The sequence below is a fragment of the Cytobacillus sp. FSL R5-0569 genome (assembly GCF_038007265.1).
Taxonomy (GTDB): domain Bacteria; phylum Bacillota; class Bacilli; order Bacillales; family Cytobacillaceae; genus Cytobacillus; species Cytobacillus kochii.
In genome coordinates, this window is the sequence record NZ_JBBOWW010000001.1 from 2073817 (window position 1) to 2093740 (window position 19924).

29 protein-coding genes are annotated in these 19924 nt (G+C 32.2%); 19 read left to right on the plus strand and 10 right to left on the minus strand.

Features of this window, described 5'->3' with window-relative positions; genetic code table 11:
• Window positions 1-33 precede the first annotated feature (33 nt).
• The 7 genes from MKX78_RS10800 to MKX78_RS10830 all read left to right on the plus strand — a co-directional run bounded on the left by MKX78_RS10800 (window position 34) and on the right by MKX78_RS10830 (window position 6230).
• Complete coding sequence (locus tag MKX78_RS10800) at window positions 34-2541, plus strand: phage tail protein (protein ID WP_341050866.1); 2508 nt, start codon at window positions 34-36, stop codon at window positions 2539-2541.
• Complete coding sequence (locus MKX78_RS10805; protein WP_341050868.1) at window positions 2541-2708, plus strand: hypothetical protein; 168 nt, start codon at window positions 2541-2543, stop codon at window positions 2706-2708. Before MKX78_RS10800 ends, MKX78_RS10805 begins: the two co-directional genes overlap by 1 nt.
• A gap of 395 nt (window positions 2709-3103) precedes the next feature.
• Window positions 3104-4147 (plus strand): glycosyltransferase family 1 protein, encoded by a 1044-nt coding sequence (locus tag MKX78_RS10810; RefSeq protein WP_341050870.1) that lies wholly within the window; start codon window positions 3104-3106, stop codon window positions 4145-4147.
• Window positions 4148-4313: 166 nt separating this feature from the next.
• Window positions 4314-4775: a hypothetical protein gene (locus MKX78_RS10815; protein WP_341050872.1), complete on the plus strand. Its 462-nt coding sequence runs from the start codon at window positions 4314-4316 to the stop codon at window positions 4773-4775.
• 80 nt (window positions 4776-4855) lie between these two features.
• Window positions 4856-5140 (plus strand): hypothetical protein, encoded by a 285-nt coding sequence (locus MKX78_RS10820; protein WP_341050874.1) that lies wholly within the window; start codon window positions 4856-4858, stop codon window positions 5138-5140.
• A gap of 14 nt (window positions 5141-5154) precedes the next feature.
• On the plus strand, window positions 5155-5421 hold the full coding sequence (locus MKX78_RS10825; protein WP_341050875.1) for a holin: 267 nt from the start codon (window positions 5155-5157) through the stop codon (window positions 5419-5421).
• A 32-nt stretch (window positions 5422-5453) separates the two neighbouring features.
• The gene (locus MKX78_RS10830) at window positions 5454-6230 is read left to right on the plus strand and encodes a M15 family metallopeptidase (RefSeq protein ID WP_341050876.1); all 777 of its coding nucleotides are present in this window, start codon (window positions 5454-5456) and stop codon (window positions 6228-6230) included.
• Between the two features lie 34 nt (window positions 6231-6264).
• Here MKX78_RS10830 and MKX78_RS10835 read toward each other — a convergent pair whose 3' ends face one another.
• The 4 genes from MKX78_RS10835 to MKX78_RS10845 form a co-directional block, all read right to left on the minus strand.
• The gene (locus tag MKX78_RS10835) at window positions 6265-6720 is read right to left on the minus strand and encodes a hypothetical protein (protein ID WP_341050878.1); all 456 of its coding nucleotides are present in this window, start codon (window positions 6718-6720) and stop codon (window positions 6265-6267) included.
• 111 nt (window positions 6721-6831) lie between these two features.
• A complete protein-coding gene (locus MKX78_RS24510; RefSeq protein WP_445662661.1) occupies window positions 6832-6966 on the minus strand; it encodes a helix-turn-helix domain-containing protein in 135 nt (44 codons plus the stop codon).
• An 82-nt stretch (window positions 6967-7048) separates the two neighbouring features.
• Entirely contained in the window at window positions 7049-7477 is a 429-nt protein-coding gene (locus MKX78_RS10840) for a hypothetical protein (protein WP_341050879.1), read from the minus strand.
• Window positions 7478-7563: 86 nt separating this feature from the next.
• Window positions 7564-7689: a hypothetical protein gene (locus MKX78_RS10845; protein ID WP_341050880.1), complete on the minus strand. Its 126-nt coding sequence runs from the start codon at window positions 7687-7689 to the stop codon at window positions 7564-7566.
• Between the two features lie 318 nt (window positions 7690-8007).
• Between MKX78_RS10845 and MKX78_RS10850 the strand changes: the two genes are divergently transcribed.
• Window positions 8008-8547: a hypothetical protein gene (locus tag MKX78_RS10850; RefSeq protein ID WP_341050882.1), complete on the plus strand. Its 540-nt coding sequence runs from the start codon at window positions 8008-8010 to the stop codon at window positions 8545-8547.
• 497 nt (window positions 8548-9044) lie between these two features.
• Here MKX78_RS10850 and MKX78_RS10855 read toward each other — a convergent pair whose 3' ends face one another.
• Window positions 9045-9488, minus strand: a complete 444-nt coding sequence (locus tag MKX78_RS10855) for a hypothetical protein (protein WP_341050884.1) — start codon at window positions 9486-9488, stop codon at window positions 9045-9047.
• A 21-nt stretch (window positions 9489-9509) separates the two neighbouring features.
• The gene (locus MKX78_RS10860) at window positions 9510-10115 is read right to left on the minus strand and encodes a hypothetical protein (RefSeq protein ID WP_341050886.1); all 606 of its coding nucleotides are present in this window, start codon (window positions 10113-10115) and stop codon (window positions 9510-9512) included.
• Between the two features lie 826 nt (window positions 10116-10941).
• Here MKX78_RS10860 and MKX78_RS10865 point away from each other — a divergent pair.
• The 4 genes from MKX78_RS10865 (at window position 10942) to MKX78_RS10880 (ending at window position 13203) form a co-directional block, all read left to right on the plus strand.
• Window positions 10942-11775: a hypothetical protein gene (locus MKX78_RS10865; RefSeq protein WP_341050888.1), complete on the plus strand. Its 834-nt coding sequence runs from the start codon at window positions 10942-10944 to the stop codon at window positions 11773-11775.
• Window positions 11776-11800: 25 nt separating this feature from the next.
• The gene (locus tag MKX78_RS10870) at window positions 11801-12646 is read left to right on the plus strand and encodes a DUF5677 domain-containing protein (protein WP_341050890.1); all 846 of its coding nucleotides are present in this window, start codon (window positions 11801-11803) and stop codon (window positions 12644-12646) included.
• A gap of 114 nt (window positions 12647-12760) precedes the next feature.
• Window positions 12761-12934 carry a hypothetical protein gene (locus MKX78_RS10875; protein WP_341050893.1) on the plus strand — a complete coding sequence of 58 codons (174 nt, stop codon included), beginning with the start codon at window positions 12761-12763 and terminating at the stop codon, window positions 12932-12934.
• An 89-nt stretch (window positions 12935-13023) separates the two neighbouring features.
• On the plus strand, window positions 13024-13203 hold the full coding sequence (locus MKX78_RS10880; RefSeq protein ID WP_341050894.1) for a hypothetical protein: 180 nt from the start codon (window positions 13024-13026) through the stop codon (window positions 13201-13203).
• Window positions 13204-13226: 23 nt separating this feature from the next.
• Here the strand turns inward: MKX78_RS10880 and MKX78_RS10885 are convergent, their stop codons facing one another.
• Window positions 13227-13457: a helix-turn-helix domain-containing protein gene (locus tag MKX78_RS10885; RefSeq protein WP_341050896.1), complete on the minus strand. Its 231-nt coding sequence runs from the start codon at window positions 13455-13457 to the stop codon at window positions 13227-13229.
• 141 nt (window positions 13458-13598) lie between these two features.
• Here MKX78_RS10885 and MKX78_RS10890 point away from each other — a divergent pair, with 141 nt between their 5' ends.
• A complete protein-coding gene (locus MKX78_RS10890) occupies window positions 13599-13946 on the plus strand; it encodes a hypothetical protein (protein ID WP_341050899.1) in 348 nt (115 codons plus the stop codon).
• Window positions 13947-14020: 74 nt separating this feature from the next.
• The gene (locus tag MKX78_RS10895; RefSeq protein ID WP_341050902.1) at window positions 14021-14245 is read left to right on the plus strand and encodes a hypothetical protein; all 225 of its coding nucleotides are present in this window, start codon (window positions 14021-14023) and stop codon (window positions 14243-14245) included.
• A gap of 494 nt (window positions 14246-14739) precedes the next feature.
• Here the strand turns inward: MKX78_RS10895 and MKX78_RS10900 are convergent, their stop codons facing one another.
• Window positions 14740-14919, minus strand: coding sequence for an aspartyl-phosphate phosphatase Spo0E family protein (locus tag MKX78_RS10900; RefSeq protein WP_095369429.1), 180 nt, complete (start codon window positions 14917-14919; stop codon window positions 14740-14742).
• 304 nt (window positions 14920-15223) lie between these two features.
• Between MKX78_RS10900 and MKX78_RS10905 the strand changes: the two genes are divergently transcribed.
• The 3 genes from MKX78_RS10905 to MKX78_RS10915 all read left to right on the plus strand — a co-directional run bounded on the left by MKX78_RS10905 (window position 15224) and on the right by MKX78_RS10915 (window position 17049).
• Window positions 15224-15931: a cytochrome c biogenesis CcdA family protein gene (locus MKX78_RS10905; RefSeq protein WP_307314300.1), complete on the plus strand. Its 708-nt coding sequence runs from the start codon at window positions 15224-15226 to the stop codon at window positions 15929-15931.
• Between the two features lie 181 nt (window positions 15932-16112).
• Entirely contained in the window at window positions 16113-16472 is a 360-nt protein-coding gene (locus tag MKX78_RS10910; protein WP_095369427.1) for a response regulator, read from the plus strand.
• Between the two features lie 82 nt (window positions 16473-16554).
• Entirely contained in the window at window positions 16555-17049 is a 495-nt protein-coding gene (locus MKX78_RS10915; protein WP_095369426.1) for a CcdC family protein, read from the plus strand.
• 76 nt (window positions 17050-17125) lie between these two features.
• Here MKX78_RS10915 and MKX78_RS10920 read toward each other — a convergent pair whose 3' ends face one another.
• Window positions 17126-17551: a DUF2621 domain-containing protein gene (locus MKX78_RS10920; RefSeq protein ID WP_095369425.1), complete on the minus strand. Its 426-nt coding sequence runs from the start codon at window positions 17549-17551 to the stop codon at window positions 17126-17128.
• 71 nt (window positions 17552-17622) lie between these two features.
• Complete coding sequence (locus MKX78_RS10925; RefSeq protein ID WP_341050906.1) at window positions 17623-17820, minus strand: hypothetical protein; 198 nt, start codon at window positions 17818-17820, stop codon at window positions 17623-17625.
• Between the two features lie 171 nt (window positions 17821-17991).
• On the opposite strand from MKX78_RS10925, the gene MKX78_RS10930 reads away from it, so the two are divergent.
• On the plus strand, window positions 17992-18336 hold the full coding sequence (locus MKX78_RS10930) for a DUF485 domain-containing protein (RefSeq protein WP_233435262.1): 345 nt from the start codon (window positions 17992-17994) through the stop codon (window positions 18334-18336).
• A gap of 2 nt (window positions 18337-18338) precedes the next feature.
• A complete protein-coding gene (locus MKX78_RS10935; protein WP_095369422.1) occupies window positions 18339-19862 on the plus strand; it encodes a solute symporter family protein in 1524 nt (507 codons plus the stop codon).
• The last annotated feature ends 62 nt before the right edge of the window (window positions 19863-19924 follow it).

The window sequence follows — 19924 nt, forward strand, 5'->3', positions numbered from 1 at the left end:
AGGTGCTTTTCTTATTTGAAGGAGGTGATATTCATGTATGGACAAACAGCTATTATAGTGAAAGATTTATCATCAAAGGAATATCCCGCAATAGCACAAGTTAATCGAAAAAGAAGGGTTAATGGTCAAAGAGAAATAACAATATCATTTGTTTATGCTGAAATTAATGAGGATTTTATTAGTAAAATCGAATTTGGATGGAAAATTTTATTTGATGGTGAATGGTATACGATTACTAATCCTGGATATGCAGCAGATGGAGAATATATCTCGATAGGAATTACAGCTGTATTAAGTTTTTTCGTGGACTTAAATGGATTTTATATGCAGGATAAAGTGGAAGATAAGTCATTTACTCCTGGTACTTATTTTGAAACCTTATTTCAAGGTACAGGATATAACTTTTTTCTAGTAAGCAATCTATTGTCCAACACTTTCTCATATCAAGATAATCAAAGTAAAACCGAAAGATTCTTATATGGAATTGACCGTTTTAATTGTGAATATATAGTTCGTGGTAATAACGTATATATTTATGACCAAATAGGTAGTGACAAGGATGTGATGTTACATGAAGATTTAAACATTAAGAATGTTAGCGTTAATGTTGATGCAAGTGGCTTTCATACTTGGACAAAAGGATTTGGTGATTTGCCTGAAGGTGACGGGGTAGAAGAACCAGAATACCAGTTAGAAGTAGAGTATGAATCTCCTTTAATAACTAAATACGGAAGGATTGAAGGTCCAGCCATAAAAGATGGTAATTACAAAGATTCCGAATCTTTAACAGCAGCAGCAAGAAATCAAGTTGAAAATAGTTATAATGTTTCAACGGAAATAGATGCTGTTGATCTCACTAACAATGGCTATCCAGAGTATGTTCTAGATGAAGGAGATAGAGTTTGGCTCTATGTAAGTAAGTTAAACCTAAATCAACAAGTTAGAGTTATGGAAGTGGACGAGACCTTTGATTGGGAAGGAAACAGAGTTGATGTTAAATATGTCTTAGGTAATGAGGGGATAGCAAGTAGGTATAAAACTCAACAATACGATACCCTTAAAGACTTTCAAGATATTTTAAGCGGAAAGAAAAAGATACAAACAGATTGGCTACCTGACGCAATTATAAGAGCATCTGACATTATAAATGGAAATCAGGATAGTTTGTTTAGGTATTTACCTGGAGAAATCATAGGTATTAATCAAAGCAACCCTAACGGATATATGAGGTTCAATACTGATGGTTTAGGATTTAGTCGAGATGGAGGGAAAACCTATCGTTCTGCCATCACTTATGAAGGTATTGTCGCTGATGCAATTACTGTAGGAGCTATTCGAGGTATTGATATTTATGGGTCTCAATTTCGGTCTAGCGATGGCCTTACACAGTTAGACATCACCGGTGGTAATATCCGACTAAGGCAAAATAATGGGAGGTATGTGTATTTAAGTCCTAATGGATTATACGGCTATAATGATGGAGGAGATATACGTTTCCAAGCTGATCGATTACTAGTGACCAGTGCAGCACTAGGTACAAGTAATTCAAATGTTTATTTAGCTCCTGATGAGCACAATGAAGCACGTATAGTTGATGTTAATAGTATTCCATCTGATGGTGTTGCAGAAAACTATAGTTATAGACCGATTAGAGCGCAAGGACTACGTTTTGGACCTGGGTTTAATGGATATATCGGTACAGACAGAGAAGTTAGAATAACAAGTTCCGGCTTTACTCAAGAAGATGGATCAGTTGTGTATCGTAATTTACGAGCTGCTATACTTTTTGGAATGGGATTTAATACAACTTCAACCAACGCTTATATTGGATCCGACAATGAAACTCGATTTGTTAATAAAGGTTATGTAGATGGTTCTTCAAATAATCCTATATATCGAAATGTAAGAGGGTATAAAGGTTTCTTTGATGGAATTGGTAATAATGCAGGAAACAATCTTTACCTCGGTGTTAATAGTGAGGTTTATGTTACCTCTTTAGGTATGACTAATAATAATCCAATTGTGTGGAGGCCATTAAGAGCTGAAGGGTTTAAAGGAGATTATTTAGATGTAAATCCTTCCACAAACAGCACACATATTTATGCTAGACCTTCTTCGAATGGTTCATTAAGAGTAACAAGAACTGGAACTACAGATAGTTTTCGCCCTGTTGAAGCAAGTGCGTTTGATCAATCGTCTTCATACACCTATAAAACAGACATAACTCCAATGAATAGAAGTGGACGAGATGTAGTAGATTCTCTACAAGTTCAAGAATTTTATTTTAACTGGGATTATGAAAAATCTAATCATCAGATTGGATTGATTGCAGAATGGTCAGATCAGGTCGCAGCGGAAGATTTTAAGTCAATAAATACATCAAAGCTGTTGATGTATGTCGTTAAAAATACCCAAGAGAACAATGATGAAATTAGAAATATAATCTACAATAACGAAATCAATGTAAGTGAGATTGAAGAATTGAAAGCTGAAATAGCTAATTTAAAAGCTGAATTAAATGAATTAAAAGGAGTGGAATAATGAATAAATCAAATGAAAACCAGCAAACAGAATTAGAAAAAGTATTATTAAGCACCATATCTAAATTAAGCAACCGTATTGCGAATCTGACTCTTGATTTAGATTTAGCCCATGCTCAATTAGAAATCTTAAAAAAAGAAAAAGAAGTTACTGTAGAAGCCAAGTAAGGCTTTTTTTATTTTGTTTAAAAATGGCGATCCATTTGTCAATCAAATAAACAATTGACCTAAGGATAAAATCACATATACATTTCAAAGCAGTTATTTCAGGATGTTAAATCTGGATTCAGTTAAAAGTTGAAATTATATTCAGTAGGAACAATTTACAAAGAAGGAATTACGTGAACTATAGTAAAAGCCAATTCTAAAAGAGAAGCGAAAAAGAAGATTCCACAATTGGGAAACATGGATAAATCGCTGAAATAAAATAAAAACTATTATTGAAAAAAAGAAGCATATTATTATGGTGTTTTTTAGTTCTTTTCCTTAAACTATTTAGGAATTAATAGTTTATAATCTTTATAAAGAACAATATATTCTTTGTAAAGGGCGTGTGAACTCTGATGAAATTAATATGTAAATTGAATCTTTCGAATAAAAAAGATGAAGGCCACATTAGTCAAATAGTTACTGGATTCATGATGTTGAAAAACAAAGGGATAATTGATTTAGAAATTAACAGAACAAATAAACATCCATTTACAGGTATTGTTGAAGTTATCTTAAATAATAAAATGAACATACTTTACGACATGGCAGATGGGTATGTATTTGATCAACAAATAGTAAGGGAATATGCTAAAAATGCAGATTTCTATTTCAAGAGAAGTTTTAATGAGAGCTATCATAGTCAATATAACTACAATATTTATCCCATAGGTTTTAATTATCATGTAACTACAAAAGGTAATATACTAGATAAACCAGTGGATCAAAGCTTAATTAGTCAATTGAAATGGTACACAAAAGAAATATTAGGAAAGAATTATCATCAAAATTTTTATGTGGATGATTTTGAATTCCTACCAAGAAAGATTGATTCGAGTCCCATGATATTATTTATAACTCGAACTTGGAGTAATGAGGATGGTCTTGATTTTAATGAGACATTTGAAATTGATAATTTTAGAGCAGAGTGTATTAGAGGTTTAAAAAAGGAATATGGAAATAATTTTATAGGGGGATTTTCAATTAGAGATTTTGCTAAACAAAATTATCCAGATTGTTTATTGGATGAATCTATAACAAACAGAATGAATTTTATGAGATTAGTAAAGAACTCTGATATTTGCATATCAACAATAGGTCTACACAAATCAAATGGTTGGAAACTTGGAGAATATATTGCTGCAAGCAAGGCAATAGTATCTGAAAAATTACATTATGAAGTTACAGGGGATTTCTCGCAAGATAAAAATTATTTAGAATTTACTACGGTTGAAGAATGTGTTAAACAGACTACAAGGTTATTTAACAATAAAGAACTGATTTATCAATTACAAAAAAATAATCAAGAGTATTATCATAATTTTCTAAGACCCGATAAACTAGTTCTCAATAGTTTGATGATTGCAACAGGTAAAGAACTGGGTTTGAAAATAAGCTGATTACCAAACCTTGGAACATTTTGTGCGGTAAATATAAGGTGTTCTTACCAATGACGTCAGCTAAATAGGACTAAAATACAATTACTTATTTCCTATTTATCGAAAATATGGTAGTATTAATCTCGGAATTTAACATAATTGTAAAGACTAGAGGAGAATAAAGCCAATGAAGAGAAAAGCGACTATTGCAATTTTGGCTATTTTAGTTGTGGGTATTAGCTTGTTTGGGATTAAGTTCTATAAAGACTATAAAGAATTCAGTAACTTCAGAGCAGTTTTAGACGAAGCATATATCCCCCTAATAAAAGAGACTGCTGATTATTTTACTGACTACACCAGTTTCACAAATGAATTAGAACTTAGTGAGTGGAAAGTCAATGAAGGATTCGATAGAAATATTGACCTCAATAATCAATTTGAAGAAGCTGAGGTTAAAATTTTGTCAGAGTCAGTTGAATATGAAAATGCACAAAAGCTAAAAGAAAATGTCTTAGAAACTATTAGTATGTATGAAGTCGCATTAGATGCCAGTTATAACGAGACAATGGATTCAGATGAATATGACAACTATATGAAATTATTATCTTTTCAAATAGAAGAGATGAACGAAATCCTTGAAGAACACTAAAAACTAAATACAAAATAACTGACTGTCCTATTGGATGGTCTTTTTTATTTTAATGAAAACAGAAAGGAGTCGAGAGATGAGTGGACATTAATAACAGAGTTGATGATCATGAAAACAGGATACAATCACTCGAACAGTATCGACTCGAACAAGAGAAGCTAAATAGCGAAATCAGAAATAAATTAACAGAAACTGAAATGACTGTGCTTAAGGAATCTGGTAAACAACAAGAGATGACTCAAAAGTTACTCGACCATGTGCTTAATGGTAAAAAGTTTTCCCAGGAGCAATTCTGGAAGCTAGGATTTATTCTATTAGGTTCGGGTGGCTTAATCTACATAATAGTAGAAGCTTTAACAAAATAAAAGAGGTGTTATAAATGGAAGAAATTTTAATTTTTTCAACAGTTTTGCTCCCGATTATTCTCGCTGTAGTTGAGCTAGTAAAACGTACTTTCAGTGTTAAAAAGAACTATTTACCACTTATAGCAGTAGTTATTGGGCTTGTTATTGGTGTAATCGCTACACCATTTACTGACCTTGATTTGGTATTAAGGATTTGGTCAGGTGGATTAGCAGGGTTATCAGCAACTGGCTTATTTGAATTAGGTGCGAAACGAACAGGGGTTACTAAGTCATCCAATTAGGATGGCTTTAATTATTTTAAGGAGTGATAAAAATGGGATTAATTTATAAAGAAAGAAACTTGAACAACATTGCTAAACTTGCAGATAACACTAAAGCAAAAGCTATTCAATGGCATGAGTACCTAGAAAAAGATAATATAAATATCCTTATCTATGAAACGATCAGATCAGAAGCAAAGCAACGTGAGAATGTTAATAAAGGTACTTCTCAAACTATGCGTTCTTATCATTTGGTAGGACAGGCTTTGGATTTTGTTCCTGTAAATGCAAAAGGTGAAACACTTTGGAATGGATATGGTGCAGCCGATGTAAAAAAAGCCCTTAAAGAAGCTAAGCGCCTTGGTTTTGAATGGGGTGGAGATTGGAAAAGTTTTATCGATAAGCCACACCTTCAATATAATTATGAAGGTTATGGAACAGACACATTTGGGAAAAAGGTTGATTCTAAGCCATCAAAATCAAAACCTAAAGCTAATTTAACCGTAGATGGTAAATGGGGTAACTCAACAACTAAAGCGCTGCAAAAGGCATTAGGTACACCAATAGATGGCATCATTAGCGACCAGACTCGCAACAGTGTTACAACAGCATTTTACGGAACAACAATCGATTTCGGAAATGGTAAAAAAGGTAGCACGATGGTGAAAGCCTTACAGAAAAAAGTTGGCTCTAAAGCTGATGGGTTACTTGGTAAAAACACTATTAAGGCTTTACAAAAACACCTTGGCACTGTTCAAGATGGATCTTTAAGCAGACCTTCAGTAGTAGTTAAAGAACTCCAACGTGGATTAAATAAAGGTTCATTCTAATAAAATAGCCCTTTCTCATTTGAGAGGGCTATTTTTATTTCTTTTCTAATATACTCGCTAATATTTCAGGGGTGCCTGTGTCATCTTTACCCGAAACTCCTCCGTAAATTCTTACCTGATCACCCTCGTTAAAGTCTTGATCAGTAGAGTCAAGCAATTTAATTTTATACATTCCATAACCGTCATTTTCTTTTGAGGTTAAAATGAACTCACTTACAAAATCATCTTTTATAAGTGAACTTACTTCTCCGTCAATAAATACTTTTTTACCATTAGGTGGATTATCAACATTTAATTCAACAAAATCAGCTTTAGTAGCTTCTTCTTTTAATTGAGCACTTAATTTTTCTTGAGTGTTATCGTCATTTGTTTTTTGAATTTCTACATTTACTTCTTTTTTAGGTTTCTCTTCTTTTGTAGTTTCTTCGTTTCCCCCGCAAGCAAACAATATAAAACTTGTTGTTAGAATTGTTACAAATGCTTTCTTCATTCTAATCCCCCTGATTTTGCATGTAATTACCAAGTATATATGGATTGTAACATACAAAGATTCGTATTTATGGATTATTTTTCTTTTTTTATAGTATTAAAGACTCGTTTTTTAATCTTCATAAACTACCTCATACAACTCATCAACCTTCACATTCAACATACGAGCTAATAAATAGGCCTTATCAATAGGTATCAAGCTTTCTTGTTTCTCATATTTCCTTAATTGTCTAACTGTTACCCCCAACCTTTCTGCAATAAAATTTTTTCTTAAACAACTACATATTCAACGAAATTATTTTTTTGTTGAATATGATGCTTGCGCATAATTACCTCCTTTTATAGACAAATTCTACAGAAAGAAATCTCTCCTGATAAATATTAATTTCAGTTTGTTCCCATATAGTTGTTTTCTGTTCTCTTCTTACACCAAGTCTATACGCAGTCTTTTTTATTTGTTCTTCTGATCTATGATTGTTGAGTAATTCTTTAACTCCTTTTGCACCTAATTGTTCATAGTTTTCTAGTACAATCCTTTTTTCTTCATCAGACCATAAGTCATTACGTTGAATGATAGAATTAGATAGTCTAGATTGTTTAGCCACTGCAGGGCTCTTCTTTAGTCCTAGTCTCTTAGCCTTTCTTAAAATCTGTGTATTAGTATATTGTGGGAAGAATTCCTGTAATTCATTTGAAGTTTTTATGTGATAAATTTTTTTTAGTAATTCAGTTTCCTCTAAAGACCAATTGGCTCTCACTGTTAATACCTCCTGTTAAATTCTATTAATAATGCTATACAAAAAATAGAGTAGATTGTAAATGTTTAACAATCTACTCTATTACATTAAAAATGTTTATTTATTGCCTTTACTAAGTTTACTAGAATATATTCAGGCATTAATCTCTGGATTTCTTCTGCAGCTTTTTCTTGGATATGTTTATGCTTAATAATTTTCAAACGCTTTCTCATTTATTAGTTTCCTCCTCATTTCTATTCATATTGTCTAATTTATCTAATGTTACATCTACTTCATTGTAATAATTTTTACCGTATGGGAAATGTATGGACTGAGATAAAATTACTGAAGAGAGTAAATTATTATCTTACCAATTATTTTGTAGATTATTTTTATACTTTTTGGCAAGAATTTAAAATTATATAAGAATATTAACTTTATTGCAAGTGTAATTAGGGTTAAAATGAATTTATCCTTAAATAGAATTACTAATGAATACCTAATAAAATGTCTTTTATAGTAAAATAAATGAAAAGGAGGATTATTTTACTATGGAAACAACTGATTGGATACAAATAGCAGCAATTATAGTTAGTCTTATAACATCTTTAATTGCTATCATTATTTCTAGTAAGTCACTTAAATTAACAAGGTATTCTATTGAAGAAGCTAATAGACCTTATGTAGTCATTTATGAAACTGATGTTCAAGTATCAAAAAGTATACACACATATCTAGTAATCAAAAACTTTGGCAACACTGGAGCAACAATAGAATCAATAAATTACTATCCAGAATATAGAGATGTAATTTATAGCAGACAGCCATTTTTAAAATTAAAAAATCACTTTATTGCTCCTGGTCAACAATTTTCAACATCTATAAGAATAGAAAATAACGCTAATAAAGAAGTGAGAACTTTTCATATTAAGTACCGTGATTCAGCTAATAGGATATATAGAGAAAAGATAATTCTTAATGAATTTTCTAGTTCTGAATTAGTGCATGCCAAAACCACCCCTGATAAAAACACAAGTTTAGAAACAGTAATATCAAAAGCAACGGAAGAATTAATACGAAGAAATTTATAGTAAATAAAAGAGTTATTTCATTATACACCTAAATAGAAGTTGGAGGTAAAAGGTTTTTTATTCAATAAAATAAAGGTGCAAAAGAAATCAAACCTGACCAAATAGTCGATTGTTAACAAAATTACTAGATATATATTATAGGATGCTTTACTGAAATTATTAAAAATGTCCCAAAGAAGCGAGTATGCTTGTTTCTTTGGGATGAAAGTAAAATTTATGGAACATAATATTAACCTTTTAATAAGGCATAGATTATTACGCTCAAGACAATGCTTATGAATAAAGAAATTAGCCAGTCTCTTTTTCTGGTGTTTTTCAGCAGTATATTCAACACAGAACTGATTATTAAAAGTATAATAAAAATTACAAAAACCATAAATAAATCCATTTTCTTTGTGCTCCTTAATTTGATTTGTCATTCACTCGACATTATCCAAATAATACTAAATTAAAAAGATTGTTTCAACTATATCTGAAACAATCTTTTTAGAAATAGACTATAGTCCTGTTACAGAACCAGAGTATTTACTAGATTTAGCATAGTAAAGTGGTGGCTTATCATATCCAGTACGCTCTGCTTCATCATATATCACTAAACGATAATCGCCATCTCCAGAACTGACATTAAAGCTTATCTGACTTGTACTCGTCACTGACTTCGTGGCTTTTGTGCTCCACCAAAGTCCGTTGCTTTTTTGTACTTCAACATATACACGCTTTTTTTTATGAGTCTTTATAAATTTATCTACCTTAAATTTAACATTTATTGTATCTTTACTTGAGTAGAAGTGATGATAATTTTTTGGGTGGGATGCAGTACTTTCCTTTGTTGTGCCACTAAAATTAGTAATATGAACATCAGCAAACACAGATCCCGAACCAACGAATAAAGCTATAATTAGTATTAATAAAAACGTTAAACCCTTAGTAATTTTCGACATAAGCTTAAGCTCCCTTCTATATTAACTGCTGATTTTTGCTGTAATGATTCTATAGCTTTTTGTAGGTGCATAAAAATCAACAACAAGAGTAGTATAATAAGAGATTGGTGACCATTTTAATGCAGTAAAAGTCCCTTTACTTGTTAATTTTCCTATCTTTGCATCTCTTCCAATAGTGCCGTCTACTCCCTGAATGTTTGTGCTAGCTGATTTACCATACATTGTTCCACTAAGATCTTCGACATAAGTAATGGCCTTAAGTAAACTGCCGTCCCATGTGAATTTCCCACTTACTCCGTGCCTAAAATTAAATCCTGATGTATTTGCTACAAATGCTTGATAGCTTTTAGATCCAATTGCTTGAATACCTACATTATTTTTACTAACGGTAGTATTATCTTTAACGTTGAATCCTAAAGTCATATTTTCTGAAGATACTTCAATATTCTCTTCTCCATTTTCGAGCTTCTCATTTGCCTCATCAACTAAGATTTGAAGCTCTTCATTCAACTGGTTAACCTCTTTTAGGGTGGGATAGCTATTATTTTCAGATGCACTGGCATCACTTGCTAAGTGAAATACGCTAACTCCAAGACTAAGCGTAAGTATTAGAAATAGTTTTTTCATAGATTTATCATCCCTTACATTTTTTTCAGAAAATAGTTCATTTGTGTTTAAGAGGCCTCTTTTTAACAAAATTGGATATTTATTTCCTGTCAAATTCCAGTATAAGGTATTTGTTGATAGAATAAAAGTCTAATATTGTAAATTGACACTAAATAAATAAGAAATAATAGTTTATTACTATTTTTCCTAATTTTAATTTAGGTGAATGGTATTTTTGTGACCGATTTTCTCAGGACTAAAGACCTAACGCTGTTATTATAAATATTATACAAATAGGAACGCTTGTTCTATAATAGTTGTAAGGAGATGATCTTATGGCCATACAAGATAGAGGAAAGAAAAAGTGGCAAGGTTTCTTTATGACTTGTTTTACAATATGTTACGAATTTAATTTGTAGAAATGCTATAATAGTAACAGTTATCACCTAGAGAAGAAGTATCTTCTTCCCTAGGCAATTCATTATTTGCGGTACCTTCTTCTATAACTTGGGCGTTTAGGAGAAGGTTTTTTATTTTGCTTTAATGACCTCGAAGAACCATTTTTACTCTTGTATCTTGACTAAAATATTATCTTCAAAGTTTAGGTATTTATAGCCTGGGGATACGGTAAAAAAGTTTCAACAATATAGCACTTCCTAATATAGTTAAATTATACCATATAATAGTTAAAATTTTCTTTATTTATCATAAAATATCCACTGTTTAGTTAACTTTTATAGGAATATGATGGTAAAATATATAGGTTGAGAGTTTCGGTTAAGTAATAAAGTATAACAACAATTGAAGTTCTATAATTAGCTTAAAATATTATTAAGGGAGACAATTGATGAATCAGATAACTAAGCTTGTAGATTCAGTTAAATTAGAGAATAATTTACTAGAAGGAATAATTAGCGCTTCGAAAATTACGGAAGATATTACTTCAGGAATACGTAATGCAATAAATGACTATATGAAAGAAATTAACCAGTTTGATTGGAAAACATTACTGGAAGAAACTGAGCAAGACTTGGATGTATTTAAGCTTGCTATTGTCGCTATGGGCTATCCTCCTCATTCGGCTTTAGATATCCCAACCATAAGAATGATTGCAAATTTTTACAAAGAGGATTCTAACTATACGAAGACAATTATTGATCAGATAATGTTGGACTACTATGATCAAGACTTAATAAATGATCTCCATTCACTGTGGGAAAAAAGAGAGAGTCTAAATGGTAGAATTCCCATATTAAGAGAAGTAATAATGGCACACAATCTAGGTTTTTATAATGTAGCTGTTCCTACTTTACTTTCTCAATTTGAGGGCTTGCTTATTGATTCTTTTCAGGTAACTGGCTATGTAAATGGTGAAATTATAAATACTTTATTAGATATAGTGTTTAACAAAGAAAATGATATAATATGGAGTTTTAATAAAGCTATCAACAAATATTATAAAGATAACATTCTAGTTTCTTTTAAGCATGGAGAAAAATTAAAATCATTTATTAGTAGAAATGCGATATTACATGGAGCAGATATGAAATATGGAAGCAAAGTAAATTCTTTAAAGATCATACTTTTATTTGATTATATTGTATACAGTCTGGAATCATTGACTCAAGAGGATATTTCATCTGCACAGTTAAAGATTCGTGAAATTAGAAAAAAACGATAATGTTAAGTGTAAGGAGGACATATGTTTGATCAAACTTTTAAAAAAGGCACATATTGAATCCAACCTATTATCACAAGTTATATTCGATGAGGTATTTGCTCCTGAGTATAATAGGCAATTTGATATGCACGATATGGCAATTGTAGGGTTATTTGAAGATATGCATGGGAAAATTGGATCTTTAATACGTTTAATTGATGTCGATGACAGATATTCATTAAATGCAATTTCTAGGATGGTTATGGAAAATTATGTTTACTTGAAATATATTTTAGAAAAAGAGACTTATCAGAGGGGGAGAGCTTATTTATATTCTTCTCATTTGAAATCTATTAAGATATATCAAGAATTAATAGATGATAATTTAGTTGCTAGTGATGTAAGGTCTTTTTTAAACACAACCAAAGACGAAATTAAAAAGGACTTTAAAAAGAGCACTAGTGAAAATTTTATTGGAGATGTTACCGAAGGTTATGCTAAAAGCTTAGGCCTGAAGAGCGGAGAATCACGTAAATATTGGTACAACTTTAATGGGAAATTGAAAAGCTTTAAAGCCTTATGTAAATACTTAGAATTAGAAGTGGAATACATGTTGTACTATCAAATTTATTCAGGAGAAGTTCATGGACTTGATTCATATCAATTATTGAAACATGAAAACAATATGACGCACATTTTAAAAGGTAAGCATGATCCATTAATGAACATTGGAACGTGCTACAATTTTTTGAATGAGACAGTGGAACTAATTTATGATTATTATGGATTAAAAAAGAAGAAAAAAGAGTATAAAAATAAACTGAGTCTTTATCAGTTGTCCAATAAAATTAATTTGAGGTCAGGTTCGAAAATGATCCGAAGCAGTCGCTAACGAATCGCAATAAAAGTTTTGATAGAAGATAGCAATACTTTTTCCCATCAACTCCCTGTATTTATTTTATTAATAATATGTGAAAATTTCACATAGCAGGGGGTGTGTAATTTAATGATAGATTTTAGTAAATATCATATTACCAAAACAGAGGACTTTGTAAAGCTGGTTTCTATTGAACCAAATAAAGATGGGTTTATAATAGAAGCAACATTTACTAGAGATGAAGAGGAACACAAGGAAGCAGTGGAAGCAATAAGAGAATTTTTTATTAGAGAGATCTTTTGATTGAAGAATTAGTTCTGATCTGGACTTACAATCCTTGCGGGGTGTATAAAGTTTTCTTTTTCAAATTTAATTAAAGTATGAGGTACCAAATGATAGATTTTAGTAAATACCATATTAATATAACCGAAGAAGAGGTAAAGCTTACAGCTAAAGAGAGGAATGAGAATGGATTTCTTATTCACGTGTCTTTTGGCAGGGATGAAGAAAAAGGAAAAGATGCAGTGGAGGCGATTGAAGATTTTTTCATTAGAGAAATTTTTAAAAGTTGAACCACAAATAGACCACCGACAGATTATTGTTGGTGGTTTTTTTCGTCTTCAACAAGTATAAGAAGATCACTTACTTCAATTTTTAATACCTCGCAAACTCTACCTATCGTATCCCTAGAATATTGTTTACTTGTATCATGATAAAGCCTTCTAAGTGTTTCAAATTGAATCCCTGTATCTTTAGCTAATTGTCTTATTGGTATATTTCTTTCATCTAGTATGTTTTTTAAGTTTGATTTTGCCCTCATAGCCATGTTTCCTCACCCCAAATAAATAATAACATATCATGACTACATAAAGTAGTAAAAAAATCTAAAATAACACTTGACTACAAAAATACGTCATTGTATAATCAAGTTAGAATTTGACGACATAAAATAGTCAAGAGGTGAATCATGAAAATCGACTTAATAGAATTAAAATTAAGATTCCAGGTTGACAATCACTACGAGTATTATCCAGTCGCTTATCTATTTAACCACGAGATGTGCATTGCTTTTGATGATAAGCAAGTGTATCTGCACAGGGTTCACGAGGTGTTGCCAGGTATCTATGAGGAAACACCAAACACAAAGTTAATTGTCCTGGGCGAGATTATGCATGATGATATCACCTATGAACAATATGCTAAAAGGATTATCAGGCATATGTATAACACAAGTATATTTAGCTTTTTAACTCAAAAGTATATCTACATTGGTGTAAATTATGTCGAGGATGATTGGCAGCTTACAAATGTATAGAGGGGATGGGGAGGTTATCCCGTTCCCTCAGAGATAAAAGTAAATAAAAAAACTTATAAAAGGGAGAGATTTAAATGAATTACATAAATGGAGAGATCACATTGAATATTGGATTTTTATCAGAGTCAAAAAGAAGTGAACTAGAACAGTTACTTATACATGCTGCTACAGGTGATTTGAAGTTAATTGTAGCTGGGGAAGAAGTATCTATAGATATTAATGAGGTGGTTAGTGTTGATATTAAAGCGTTTGATTATCAAACTGAAGAAGAGATTTATGAGGATGATTTGGTGTATTAATGTGTTGAAAACTAGGTTCTAATACTTCGGAAGTTTTGAATGTGTCGGAATCTACTTCTGAACAATATATTATAGTAGAAACTAGTAAAAGATTAACCTTAAATAGTAGCTTGAGTTTATTTTTACTAGACTTGTTGATTGATAAATGGTATATTTTTCTCAGCAGGAAAAGTACGTATTATTTTGATAAGAACCCTTGATATATCAACGTTTGGTTGTGTTTTCCTAGAAGCCGTCTCAGAAGAAAATTAACCAAATGATGAATGCGATGAATAAGCAACAACCTGGAAAATAACTTACGAACTATAGTTAGATAAAGTTACTAGGTTCAATTGCATATAGATAGAAACAGAGCAAACTTTATTTTTCGGTTCTTCATTGCAACTAAGAAATAGACCAAAGCTAAACTTTAGCTTTGGTCTATTTCTTTAGTCAGTATCATATTGTCGAATTCTCTGATATCACGTCACTTGTTTAATCCAAGTGTTAGCCTTTTATGCTTGTCTATTTAATGTGAGTCTGCTCTCGTAAAGACGATTATATTCATTTAATAAAGAATCTAACTCCTGACTATATTTTATGGCAGAAGCAGAGTTGAGGCCGTTTCTCATAGCGGTTTGTATCAGTTCTCGTCTTTTTTGTTCAATTAATAGTAGTAAGTCTTGTTTGTTCACGCACCTAAAACTCCTCTGCGATTTTGTTCTAACCATGAAGTAGTTTCTATTTTGTCCCAAATATACTTTTATTAATTATAGCGAATAATGGTAATTAATTCAAAAGAAACTTATGTAAAACTTTTTACATTCATTATACATTTCACCAAATGATTCAACGAGATTGATACAATATCGAAATAAAACTGGTGTTTAACGTGTGTGTTAAATGTTAGACACAAATTATTCAAAAAGATTAATTTCTTTTCTCATAATGTTTTGATAGAATGGGGAAGGAAAAAGGGGAAGGTATGGAGGTGTTGGTATGACTGATGTGAATTTTATTATTGCTCTTGGTGCAGGCTTTTTGAGTTTCATCTCGCCATGCTGTTTACCATTATATCCGGCATTTTTATCGTATATCACTGGAATGAGCGTAGGTGAATTAAAAACGGAGAATGCACTGCTACAAAAACGTAGTTTGATACATACGCTATGCTTTTTATTAGGATTTTCAATTGTGTTTATTGCCATCGGCTTTGGTTCTTCTTATATAGGTAACTTTTTTTATGAATATGCTGACCTCATCCGTCAAATTGGAGCCATTTTTATTGTTATATTTGGTCTAGTGATCTTAGGTTTACTTAAACCAGCATTTTTAATGAAAGAAAGGAGATTTGATTTTAAAAATCGACCGACTGGTTACTTCGGTTCAGTTTTAATAGGTTTAGCCTTTGCTGCTGGTTGGACACCTTGCTCTGGACCTATTTTAGCATCAGTTATTTTACTTTCAGCGACAAATCCTGGATCTGGCCTATTTTATATGATTGCCTATATTATTGGATTTGCTGTGCCATTTTTAATATTGTCTTTCTTTATCGGTAAAATAAAATGGATTAAAAAACATAATGTAAAGATTATGAGAATTGGTGGGATTTTAATGATAGTAATGGGTGTCGTCTTGTTTTTTGATTGGATGACTGATATAATCTCCCTTCTCACTATGTTGACAGGTGGTTTTACTGGTTTTTAACAGTGATAATTGGATTAAAAAGCGAGGAAAACTCGCTTTTTGTTCCTTGCGAAAATTGTCGTTGGGTTTAAATTGAAATTATTAGAAAAATTAGATATATTGTAATGAGTGATATTACTTTGAAATCGTAGTTCTTTAATATGAGATGTTGTAGCGGATGTGTTTGGAGGAGGAATAATAGGTGGCAAAGATACTAGTAGTAGATGATGCAAAATTTATGAGGCTGACTTTAACAAATATATTAAAAAAAGCCAATCATGATATTGTGGGCGAAGCGGAGAATGGTAAACAAGCCATTGCTTTATATGAAGAATTAACACCAGACCTTGTGACAATGGATATTACAATGCCAGAGATGAGTGGATTAGAAGCAATGAGAAAAATTAGAGCTGAATACCCAACAGCTAGAATTGTTATGTGTTCAGCCATGGGTCAACAAAAAATGGTAGTAGAAGCGATCGAAGCTGGGGCAAAAGATTTTATCATCAAACCATTTGATGAAGTTAGAGTGATAGATGCAGTATCGCGAGTGTTATCTTAATATCATACATATAATTTACTATTGAATAGGAATTAGCTATAATAATAAGTGTCATTGATTTTATTGTAAAAGGATGTTTTTTATGGACATGGTGTTGTTGACATCAATTGGAGCTGTTTCTATGGCAGTATTAGCTATGTTCATCCGAATGAAGGCAGCTAATCATCCAGTCACGATTAAGAAGATAATTTTACCTCCCGTGTTTATGAGTACGGGGGCATTAATGTTTATTTTTCCCTATTTTCGCGTTACGCCAATTGAATTAATGGAAGCTGTTATAGTAGGGGCATTGTTTTCCTTAATATTAATCAAAACGACTAAATTTGAAAAGAAGGAAGACGAAATCTATTTAAAGAAATCGAAAGCGTTTATATTTATCTTAATAGGTTTACTTATTATTCGGCTCGTTGCCAAACTGATGCTAAGTTCGACTATAGACATAGGTGCACTTGCAGGAATGTTTTACTTATTAGCATTTGCGATGATTGTTCCATGGCGTATGGCAATGTTCGTTCAATTTCGCAAAATGGACAAAGCGGTAAATGTCAAACAAGTTAGATCAAGACCAACTACTTAACAAGAAAAGAAGCACCTTTAAGAGTGTCCTAACTTTTAAAGGTGCTTCTTTGTTATTGTGCAATTTCTGCTTCGTTTTAAAAAAGATGTTCATATGGTGTCATGTTGATTTCTTTTTGTGCCAATTTTTTTCTTAGAAATTTATGATCTTTTTTTGGAGTAGCAATTATGTAGCCGCGGATGAGAATTTCCTCTGTTATCTTTGTTGCTTTTTCCTTTACAGCTAATTCCCCAATTTTTCCAGCTATCTTTTGTCTGGCAACATCACGAAAAAGTTCTGGTACTGGACTAACGAGATCATTTAATAACTCTTTTTCTTGTTGTCCCCATAAATGCTGTGTTTGTCTTACGTAATATTCTTCCCAATCCATATCAGATTTACCGTCAGCTTTAGGCAGCCGTTTTAAAAACTTTCGGAACATAAAGAAACCACCAATGGACATAAGGATTACTAATATGACAACCCAAAAAAGTATAAACCACATAAACCAACCATCGAGCATGTTCTTTTCACCCTTACCGTTCTTATTCTCTCATTATTATAAGCCTTCTTATGCAATCAGACAAGCAAGCGTCACAGAAGAGGTTCGTTTTTCCAAATTTGTGAAAACAATGTGGCGTATTCCTTGTCGGTGATTAGTAATCGATGATGTAAATCATATGTTCTTAATACATATTCTTTTACACCTATAAATTCAGATTCAGTAATGACGAGAAAAGGGGTACCTTTTTGAAAATTTTGATAGTCTTTTAATAGACGTACTCTCTTCATGATTTCCCTCGCAAACTATAGTAAATAATTTACTTTCTATTATATTAAAATTTCTTGTTATTGTCGAAACTTGTCTAAAAATAAATCTTTTCTTTTAGTACAAATACTATTGCATATATTAATTATATTTTTTAGAATATACATATATTTCAGAAAATGGGAGGGGATCCATTGGATAACTTAGCGAAAGCGCATGACCAAAAGGAAGAGAATGTAGATTATGAGGTTGTGGCAAGTAGTTCAGCTTTTAAAAGTTTATTAAGTGCTAAGAAAGCCTTTTTAGTACCAATGATTATTTTTTTCATGCTCTTTTATTTTATGCTACCGATACTGACTTCGTTTACGAATGTGCTTAATCAACCGGCAATTGGTTCTATTACATGGACTTGGATGTATGCGTTTGCACAATTTGTGATGACTTGGGTTTTATGCATGATTTACGTTAAAAAAGCTGCAAAATTTGATAAAGATGCAGAACAAATCATTGAAAGTCATAAAACACAAGGAGAACGTTAATTATGAGTGGAATTGGTTTAACTTTATTCGTATTAATCGTAGCAATGACATTGGTGGTCACTTATTGGGCAGCAAAACGCACGAATACAGCAAGTGAGTTTTATACAGCCGGAGGGGGATTAACCGGTTGGCAGAATGGCTTAGCGATTGCTGGTGATTATTTATCAGCCGCTTCCTTTTTAGGTATTGCGGGCGCGATTGCATTATTCGGGTTTGATGGTTTCTTCTATTCAATTGGATACTTAGTAGCCTATTTAGTCGTATTATATATAGTTGCGGAACCACTTAGAAATTTGGGTAAATATACAATTGCTGATATGATTAGTGCCAGATTTAGTGAAAAGAAAGTTCGAGGAGTCGCAGCAATTAGTACGTTAACGATTGTTATTTTCTATATGATTGCTCAATTAGTTGGAGCTGGTGCACTTATACAATTATTGTTGGGTATTGATTACTGGATTGCTGTTGTAATCGTTGGTGTCATGATGACAACTTATGTTTTATTTGGCGGAATGACGGCAACTAGTTGGGTTCAAATTATTAAAGCAGCACTATTAATGATAGGAACAGTCATTATTTCATTCCTTGTATTAAAAGAGTTTAACTTTAATATTCTCGGTATGTTTGAGCAAATGAAAACGGTAACATCCCACGGTGAATCTTATTTAAACCCAGGTGTGAAATATACGAACGGTGTTGACACATTGTCAATGATGGTCGCTCTTGTATTAGGTACTGCTGGACTTCCTCATATTTTGATGAGGTTTTTCACAGTGAAAGATGCTAAAACAGCGAGAAGTTCTGTTGTCACAGCTACTTGGATTGTAGGAATATTCTATATCTTAACGATCTTCCTAGGATTTGGAGCTGCAGCGTTTGTAGGCTCACAAGATATCGTTGCAGCAAATGCAGCTGGTAATATGGCAGCACCTCTATTAGCTGAAGCACTTGGTGGAGACTTCCTAATGTCATTCGTTTCTGCCGTTGCTTTTGCAACCATTCTTGCCGTCGTTGCTGGGCTTGTGCTTTCAGGAGCTTCAGCCTTCGCACATGATATTTATGGGCAAATTATTAAAAAAGGTAAAGCAACTGAGAGAGAGCAAATGCTAGCCGCAAGATATGCTTCCATTGGTGTTTCTGTACTTTCGATTATTCTTGCCCTATTTGCGCAAACGTTAAATGTTGCCTTCTTAGTATCTTTAGCTTTCTGTGTGGCAGCAAGTGCGAACCTTCCAGTTATCATTTATACAATATACTGGAAGAAGTTCAACACAGCGGGTGCCATTTCAGGAATGGTTACCGGTCTCGTTACTGCACTTGTTCTAGTAGCTATTAGTCCAAGTGTATTGAGCCCTGAAGGAACAGCAATCCTTGTTGGTGATCCAATATTTCCATTAACCAACCCGGCAATCATATCAGTTCCAGCAGGATTTCTAGCAGCCTATATTGGTGCAGTTGTTTCAAATAAACGAGATGAGAAGAAATATGCTGAAGTAACTGTTAAAGCGAATACAGGTGTTAAATAATATTTTTAATACAACGCACAAGAGCGGCTTTCCATTAGAAAGTCGCTTTTCTTATATTTTGC

Coding starts and splice junctions, on each gene's coding strand:
- MKX78_RS10805 (WP_341050868.1), top strand. CDS start 2,541: ATGAATAAATCAAATGAAAACCAGCAAACAGAATTAGAAAAAGTATTA.
- MKX78_RS10905 (WP_307314300.1), top strand. CDS start 15,224: ATGACTGATGTGAATTTTATTATTGCTCTTGGTGCAGGCTTTTTGAGT.
- MKX78_RS10825 (WP_341050875.1), top strand. CDS start 5,155: ATGGAAGAAATTTTAATTTTTTCAACAGTTTTGCTCCCGATTATTCTC.
- MKX78_RS10935 (WP_095369422.1), top strand. CDS start 18,339: ATGAGTGGAATTGGTTTAACTTTATTCGTATTAATCGTAGCAATGACA.
- MKX78_RS10875 (WP_341050893.1), top strand. CDS start 12,761: ATGATAGATTTTAGTAAATATCATATTACCAAAACAGAGGACTTTGTA.
- MKX78_RS10915 (WP_095369426.1), top strand. CDS start 16,555: ATGGACATGGTGTTGTTGACATCAATTGGAGCTGTTTCTATGGCAGTA.
- MKX78_RS10830 (WP_341050876.1), top strand. CDS start 5,454: ATGGGATTAATTTATAAAGAAAGAAACTTGAACAACATTGCTAAACTT.
- MKX78_RS10925 (WP_341050906.1), bottom strand. CDS start 17,820: ATGAAGAGAGTACGTCTATTAAAAGACTATCAAAATTTTCAAAAAGGT.
- MKX78_RS10890 (WP_341050899.1), top strand. CDS start 13,599: ATGAAAATCGACTTAATAGAATTAAAATTAAGATTCCAGGTTGACAAT.
- MKX78_RS10885 (WP_341050896.1), bottom strand. CDS start 13,457: ATGGCTATGAGGGCAAAATCAAACTTAAAAAACATACTAGATGAAAGA.
- MKX78_RS10800 (WP_341050866.1), top strand. CDS start 34: ATGTATGGACAAACAGCTATTATAGTGAAAGATTTATCATCAAAGGAA.
- MKX78_RS10835 (WP_341050878.1), bottom strand. CDS start 6,720: ATGAAGAAAGCATTTGTAACAATTCTAACAACAAGTTTTATATTGTTT.
- MKX78_RS10865 (WP_341050888.1), top strand. CDS start 10,942: ATGAATCAGATAACTAAGCTTGTAGATTCAGTTAAATTAGAGAATAAT.
- MKX78_RS10880 (WP_341050894.1), top strand. CDS start 13,024: ATGATAGATTTTAGTAAATACCATATTAATATAACCGAAGAAGAGGTA.
- MKX78_RS10855 (WP_341050884.1), bottom strand. CDS start 9,488: ATGTCGAAAATTACTAAGGGTTTAACGTTTTTATTAATACTAATTATA.
- MKX78_RS10920 (WP_095369425.1), bottom strand. CDS start 17,551: ATGCTCGATGGTTGGTTTATGTGGTTTATACTTTTTTGGGTTGTCATA.
- MKX78_RS10860 (WP_341050886.1), bottom strand. CDS start 10,115: ATGAAAAAACTATTTCTAATACTTACGCTTAGTCTTGGAGTTAGCGTA.
- MKX78_RS10850 (WP_341050882.1), top strand. CDS start 8,008: ATGGAAACAACTGATTGGATACAAATAGCAGCAATTATAGTTAGTCTT.
- MKX78_RS10845 (WP_341050880.1), bottom strand. CDS start 7,689: ATGAGAAAGCGTTTGAAAATTATTAAGCATAAACATATCCAAGAAAAA.
- MKX78_RS10810 (WP_341050870.1), top strand. CDS start 3,104: ATGAAATTAATATGTAAATTGAATCTTTCGAATAAAAAAGATGAAGGC.
- MKX78_RS10895 (WP_341050902.1), top strand. CDS start 14,021: ATGAATTACATAAATGGAGAGATCACATTGAATATTGGATTTTTATCA.
- MKX78_RS10815 (WP_341050872.1), top strand. CDS start 4,314: ATGAAGAGAAAAGCGACTATTGCAATTTTGGCTATTTTAGTTGTGGGT.